Here is a 6,465-nt window from a genome sequence, read left to right as displayed (position 1 = left end):
ATTTGATTAACTTTTAAGTGCAGTTCCAAAATGAAGAGCAATATAAGCCAATTCATGTTCATTAAATGTCTTATGATAATGTTCATTAACAATATCATTAAATATTTCTGCACACTGATATTCAAGTTGGAATTGAGCCTGAATTTTATCTTTCAGTGGATTATCAGTTAACTGTTGATTGTTTTGTAAACGATCTAATGCAGGGTAAAAATGAAGTGTCATACCTGTATAAAATTCTTTATTCTTTCTTAAATCTAAATTTAATTCTGTGTGAATACGTTCAATAGTTTCATTGATAATATCCTCTGTTTCATCATCACATAAATCAAATTCATAGTGAAAATCAATATCTAAAAGATTGATGTTTGCTAAATACATAGTAACATAATGAACTTGATTTTCATCAATTTCTACATGGAACTGTTCTTCTAATTTTTGAATAATTTCTTTAGAAATTGGATAATATTCATGTTCTTTTAATTGATTAATCTGACTTTCACTTGTTGGAATATAAGTTCCATTCATTTCTCTAGAAATACATAAAGAAAGATGAATAATTAAATTATCAAAGTTCACTTCTGTAATTTGAATGTGATTATCCTCAATAATTTTTTTTACAATATTTTCAATCATTTGTTTTCTATTTTCATATTGACTATCTAGTTCTATAACCATATAACCTTACCTCGCTTTTCATATGATATATTATTTGAAATTAAAAGTCTACCATAAAAAATTTTTTTCTTAAAATAAAACATGTATTTCAAGATACTCACATTGTGTCATTATTCTGAAAGGAAATCCCCAAGATCCATATCCACTTGATACAATCAAAGAAAAATGATTTTGTTGAAATAGTCCATAATCATGATGATATATCATATTAGTTATGATATTTCCTGGAAAGATTTGTCCAGCATGAGTATGACCTGATAATTGTAAATCAGCAAATTCTTGATTTTCCTGATATCTGGCAGGATTATGATCTAGAATGATTGTTGGTAATGATAAATCCATTCCCTGGCAGATCTGAGATAATGATGTTTGATGAGGAGAACTCACATCCTCACGTCCTATTATATTAAAAAGATGATCAATACATACAAAATCATTATTTAAATAAGTGATATGATATTTTTGATAAAGTTCCTGATTTGAAAAAGATGTATATCTTTCATGATTTCCACTAACCGCAAAAATGCCATAAGTAGACTTGATATGAGATAAAGCATCGAAGGACTGATGAATATCAGATTCAGGTGTTGTTTCATCAAATAAATCACCACCTAAACAAATGAGATCATAATTTCCTTGATTTAAAGTAGAAACCAGCTGATCAATATGTGATGGATAAGTTCCATTGCCTAAATGAATATCGCTTATAAAAGCTATTTTTAATGAAGATAAAGAAGTGTCTTTGTTGATAGAGACTTCATAATTAGTTTTTTGTTTATGAAAATGCTCAAATGTTCCAAAGCTACTGATTATGAGGGCAAGTATGCCAATTATCATTATGATATGAGAAGAATCTTTTTTATGAAAAACATGACAAAACAAACGATATATAGCTATCATTATAAATATTATTAAGCAAGTAATAATATAAAAAGAAACAATGGGAAACCAGTACTGCCAAATCAAAGCTGTTGGTTTTATGAGAACTTTGATTAAGATTGTCAATACTGACAAACATGTACAAGTCAAAAGTGAATAACGCCAAGTTTTTTTCATATTTTTAAATATATAAAGAAAATAAAGGGAAGGTGTTATAATAAGAAATAGAGAGAGTATGATATAAAATATAGCCATTATAAAAACCTCTTTTCTTTTTTTACAAGTATAACATAAATGGAGTAAAAATAAAGGTTGCTTTCAAACAACGCATATGGTAGTATTAAAAAAAGATAGAGGTGCAAGAGTTAAGAATTCTTTTATAATAGATGCAACTAAAAAGAAGGGGGAGCGATTGCCGAAGGGATAATTATTTGCATGTAATTATTGCCTGGGGGTATAGAGAATATCTATATCACTGTCACTTTAAGATAAAGTGGTGTGCTATTGCCTTAATAAAAAAATATTTATTATTGCAATGGTACCATTGCAATTTTTTATTTTTTAAAGAAGGTGAAAGAAATGAAAACAAATTTAATTGAATCAGATCATCATATTATTCAAGTGAAATTAATGAATGTAGAAAAAAATTCATTATTTGTAGGAGATATCTTTCAAACGATTTCTTCAATGAATGTCAATATTGATATGATTTCAGAAGTGATGTTAGAAGATGAAATGCGCATTGATTTTACATGTAGTCAAGATGATCAACAAAATCTAGATCAGGCATTATCTTTGGTTAAAGAAAAACATCCAAGAATTCAGATTTATCAAAATCGACAAGTTGTAAAAATTAAGGTAGAAAGTGATGAAATGAAAGAAGAAGTTGGTGTTGCGGCACATTTTTTTACGGTATTAGGAAAAAATCAAATTCCTTTATTACAGGTTACAACTTCTGAAGTTTCAATTTCATGTGTTATACCTTTAGAATATGAAAGTCTTGCTTTAACAGAAATTCAAAAAGAATATAAATAGGAGGAAGAAAATGGAACCAATTTTTGAAGGAAGTGCAGTGGCACTTGTATTACCAATGTTAGATGATGGAAGTATTGATTATGAAGGTTTTAAAAGACAGGTTCAAAGAATGATTGATGGAGGTGTTCAAGCTCTTTTAGTCAATGGAACAACTGGAGAAACACCAACAATTCATATTGATGAAGAATTTGAATTGACAAAGATTGTCATGGAAATGACAAAAGGAACAGGAGTCAAAGTCATTGCTGGAGCGGGATCAAATGATACCGAAACAGCATTAAAGAAAGCCAAGTTTGCTAAAGAAGTTGGTGCTGATGCTATTTTGGTTGTCACACCATATTATAATAAAACAAGTCAAAGAGGTTTAATTGAACATTATACTTATATTGCTGATCGTGTAGATATTCCAATGATTCTTTATAATGTACCAGGTCGTACAGGAATGAATATTACTGTAGATACAGTTGTTGAACTGGCTAAGCATAAAAATATTAAAGCTATGAAAGATGCTACAGATAATATTGCTTATGCTATGGATGTTTTAACACAAACAAGAGATTTAGATTTTGATATGTATAGTGGTTGCGATGATAATATTTTACCTTTTATTGCAGCTGGAGGAAAAGGTGTTATTTCTGTTTTATCTAATCTTTATCCAAGAGAAACTGAAAAATTTGCTCAGGCTGTTTTACATGGTGATATGGAACTAGCTAAAGAAATGGCATATGATTTCAATGATATCAGTAAATATTTATTTATAGATGTCAATCCAATTATGCCAAAAGCTGCACTTCATCATATGGGTGTCTGTGGAGAAATGGTGAGAAGACCATTGATTCCAACAACTGAAGCAAATAAGAAATTATTATTTGAAGCAATGGAAAAATTTGAAAAGAAGGGTTATTAAAAATGAATGTATTGGTATGTGGTTACGGCTTAATGGGTAAGAAGGTTGCTCAAGCCGTTAGAGACAACGAACAAATGAATTTAATAGGCGTTGTTTCGCCTGTTTTTGAAGCGAAAATTGACGAAAAAATGTACACTTCAATCAATGAAGTGAAAGAAAAAATAGATGCTATTATTGATTTTTCACATCCTGATTTATTAAGTGATATTTTAAAATTTGGTGTGAAAAATCATTGTGCCTTGGTTCTAGCGACAACAGGATACAATGAACAACAAATTTTACATATTGAAGAAGCTTCATCTCAAATTCCTATTTTTCAATCATATAATACATCTTTTGGTGTCTCTATGCTGACAAAGATTGTCAAAGAAGTTGCGAAAGAATTTTATCAAAATGGATATGATATTGAAATTATTGAAAAACATCATAATCAAAAAATAGATGCACCTAGTGGAACAGCTAAACTTTTATATGATGTGATCCATGAAGATATTGAGGAAACTAAAGAAGTTTATGATCGTTCTACAGTTCATCATAAACGTGAAAGAAATGAAGTTGGTATTCAATCTGTCCGTGCTGGAACAATTTTTGGGGAACATACTGTTTTATTTGCGGGACATGATGAAATTATTGAAGTGAAACATACAGCTTTATCTAAAGAAGTCTTTGTTCAAGGAGCTATTTCAGCGTGCTTGAAAATTGCTGATAAGGAAAATGGTTTATTTAGCTTAAAGAATTTATATTAACAAGAGGGGAATATAATGGTATTACAAACACAATTTGCACAAATTAGAGATCGTAGTTTATATATAGATGATGTGAATGCAATGGATCTTGTCAAAAAATATGGAACACCACTTTATATTATGAGTGAGGGACATATTAGACATCAGTTTGAAGAATTAAAAACAAAATTTTTAGATAAATATGATAATGTTTTACCTTTATTCGCTTCAAAATCATTTAGCTGTTTAGAAATCTATCGAATTGCTAGTGAATATGGAGTGGGTATTGATTGTGTCAGTGCTGGAGAAATCTCTATTGCTTTAAAAGCTGGCTTTGATCCGCATAAAATTTATTTCCATGGAAATAACAAGCTTCCTTCTGAAATAGATTATGCTATTGCACATGATGTTGATCACTTTGTCATTGATAATTTTTATGAAATTGAACTGGTTGAAAAAATAGCAACACAGTATGATAAGACTATTTATGCTACAGTCCGTGTTGTACCAGAAATTAAAGCTGGAAGTCATGGCTATATTCAAACAGGACATAAAGATACAAAATTTGGATTTAGTGCCAGAAATGGTATTTATCTAAAAGCCATTCAACAGATTGTAGATTCTTCACATATTGAATTTGAAGGAATTCATTGTCATATTGGTTCACAGGTTTTTGATTTATATGCATATATAAGTGCTATGCATCGATTTGTTCATTTTGCCTATGAAATATATGATGAATTAGGTGTTATGGTCAAGAAAATTAATGCTGGTGGAGGATATGGTATTGCGTATACAAAAAAAGATGAGCCACTAGAATTTGAAACAATTACATCAGAAATCATGAATATTATTAAAGATGGGTATGATCGTCGTGGTTGGGAAATGCCAATGGTTTTGGTTGAACCAGGACGTTATGTTGTTGGAAATGCTGGTATTACACTTTATACTGTGGGAGCAGTGAAAGATATACCAGAAGTTCGTACATATATGAGTGTAGATGGAGGAATGACTGATAATATTAGAACAGCATTATATGATGCACAATATGATGGTGTCATTGTTAATAAAGCTTATGAACGCCGTGATACAAAAGTTACAGTTGCTGGAAAAATTTGTGAATCAGCAGATATTGTAGTCAAGGAAATCATGTTGCCTTATCCAGAACCTGGTGATATATTTGCTCAATTTTCTACAGGAGCTTATCATTATTCAATGTCATCCAATTATAATCAAATTCCTAAACCTGCTGTGGTGTTTACATATCAAGGGAAATCAAAATTAGTTATTAGAAGACAGACATTTGAAGATTTGGTTGCTTATGATGTACAAGAGGACTATCAATAAAGAATGACTTTTATAGTTCATTCTTTTTTTGTTCGATATTTTCTAAAAAGCTATATAATGCTTTATTTTTATGATCTTGATGCCAGACAATATGGATATCAAAAGATTGATGGAAATCTTTCATAGGTAAAAAACAAAGATATTTTTGATAAGCATAATAGTCTTTAATAAAATCAGCTAAAATAGCAGTATCATCATGTATAGCAATGTTCATTAAAATTTCATCTAAGTCATGACTGATAAAGTGGGGATCACTAGAATCCATAATGACATGTGTTTGATTTTTGATTTCAAAATAATCAACTTTCTCTTTGTACGCAAGAGGATGATTTTTATTTAATGCGACGACAAAAGGATAAGAATGGATAAAGCATGAAGACATTTCTTCTGAAAAGTGTTGATTATATTGTCCAATACTGGCAGTAAAAATACAATCAACCTCATGATTTCTTAACATGTCTTCAAGTTGATTTCTAGATTCACGATATAACTGAATATCGATTTGAGGATAGCTTTGATAAAAATTCTGAATGATATCAATCATTAAACAATGTTCAATACCTTTTAAATATCCAATTTTTAAACGCCCAACATTTTCATGATTTAAATATTGAATAGTTTGATAACATTCCTGATCTGCTTCTAATAGTTTTAAAGCACTTTTTAAAAAGATATGTCCTTTTTGGGTTAATGTCACATTTTTCTTTGTTCGTTCAAACAAAGAAAATCCTAGTGTTTCTTCTAAGTTTTTAATATGATTTGTGACAGCAGTCTGAGATATAAAAAGATTTTGTCCAGCTTTGGTAAAATTGAGTGTTCGAGATATTTCTACAAAACATTTTAATTGTTGAATATTCATACAATCTCCTTACTATTAATAACTTTTGATTATTATAA

7 protein-coding genes and 1 riboswitch are annotated in these 6,465 nt (G+C 29.6%); of the genes, 4 read left to right on the top strand and 3 right to left on the bottom strand.

Annotation, left to right across the window (positions count from 1 at the left end; translation table 11 throughout):
* Nucleotides 1-6 precede the first annotated feature (6 nt).
* Both ACZYT4_RS10680 and ACZYT4_RS10675 read right to left on the bottom strand, forming a co-directional pair.
* Entirely contained in the window at nt 7-675 is a 669-nt protein-coding gene (locus ACZYT4_RS10680) for a BglG family transcription antiterminator (RefSeq protein ID WP_463785513.1), read from the bottom strand.
* A 69-nt stretch (nt 676-744) separates the two neighbouring features.
* Nucleotides 745-1,512 carry a metallophosphoesterase gene (locus ACZYT4_RS10675; protein ID WP_463785512.1) on the bottom strand — a complete coding sequence of 256 codons (768 nt, stop codon included), beginning with the start codon at nt 1,510-1,512 and terminating at the stop codon, nt 745-747.
* A gap of 385 nt (nt 1,513-1,897) precedes the next feature.
* A riboswitch (Lysine riboswitch) is annotated at nt 1,898-2,066 on the top strand.
* Nucleotides 2,067-2,133: 67 nt separating this feature from the next.
* On the opposite strand from ACZYT4_RS10675, the gene ACZYT4_RS10670 reads away from it, so the two are divergent.
* From ACZYT4_RS10670 to lysA, 4 genes are read left to right on the top strand one after another with little or no spacing between them, the layout of a single operon-like run.
* Nucleotides 2,134-2,589, top strand: a complete 456-nt coding sequence (locus ACZYT4_RS10670) for an ACT domain-containing protein (protein ID WP_463785510.1) — start codon at nt 2,134-2,136, stop codon at nt 2,587-2,589.
* A gap of 10 nt (nt 2,590-2,599) precedes the next feature.
* On the top strand, nt 2,600-3,496 hold the full coding sequence (gene dapA / locus ACZYT4_RS10665; protein ID WP_463785506.1) for a 4-hydroxy-tetrahydrodipicolinate synthase: 897 nt from the start codon (nt 2,600-2,602) through the stop codon (nt 3,494-3,496).
* Between the two features lie 2 nt (nt 3,497-3,498).
* Nucleotides 3,499-4,242: a 4-hydroxy-tetrahydrodipicolinate reductase gene (dapB, locus tag ACZYT4_RS10660; protein ID WP_463785505.1), complete on the top strand. Its 744-nt coding sequence runs from the start codon at nt 3,499-3,501 to the stop codon at nt 4,240-4,242.
* A 15-nt stretch (nt 4,243-4,257) separates the two neighbouring features.
* On the top strand, nt 4,258-5,568 hold the full coding sequence (lysA, locus tag ACZYT4_RS10655) for a diaminopimelate decarboxylase (protein ID WP_463785503.1): 1,311 nt from the start codon (nt 4,258-4,260) through the stop codon (nt 5,566-5,568).
* A gap of 10 nt (nt 5,569-5,578) precedes the next feature.
* Here lysA and ACZYT4_RS10650 read toward each other — a convergent pair whose 3' ends face one another.
* Nucleotides 5,579-6,427 carry a LysR family transcriptional regulator gene (locus tag ACZYT4_RS10650; protein ID WP_463785500.1) on the bottom strand — a complete coding sequence of 283 codons (849 nt, stop codon included), beginning with the start codon at nt 6,425-6,427 and terminating at the stop codon, nt 5,579-5,581.
* Nucleotides 6,428-6,465: the final 38 nt, after the last annotated feature.

Source organism: Massilimicrobiota sp. mt181 (assembly GCF_055420065.1).
Note: the sequence above shows the minus strand (reverse complement) of the source record. Positions and strands in the feature narration are given on the sequence as shown.

Bases quoted from the DNA above. Each gene is read 5' to 3' on its own strand.
- ACZYT4_RS10680 (WP_463785513.1), bottom strand. From the start codon at position 675: ATGGTTATAGAACTAGATAGTCAATATGAAAATAGAAAACAAATGATT.
- ACZYT4_RS10675 (WP_463785512.1), bottom strand. From the start codon at position 1,512: ATGATAATTGGCATACTTGCCCTCATAATCAGTAGCTTTGGAACATTT.
- ACZYT4_RS10670 (WP_463785510.1), top strand. From the start codon at position 2,134: ATGAAAACAAATTTAATTGAATCAGATCATCATATTATTCAAGTGAAA.
- dapA (WP_463785506.1), top strand. From the start codon at position 2,600: ATGGAACCAATTTTTGAAGGAAGTGCAGTGGCACTTGTATTACCAATG.
- dapB (WP_463785505.1), top strand. From the start codon at position 3,499: ATGAATGTATTGGTATGTGGTTACGGCTTAATGGGTAAGAAGGTTGCT.
- lysA (WP_463785503.1), top strand. From the start codon at position 4,258: ATGGTATTACAAACACAATTTGCACAAATTAGAGATCGTAGTTTATAT.
- ACZYT4_RS10650 (WP_463785500.1), bottom strand. From the start codon at position 6,427: ATGAATATTCAACAATTAAAATGTTTTGTAGAAATATCTCGAACACTC.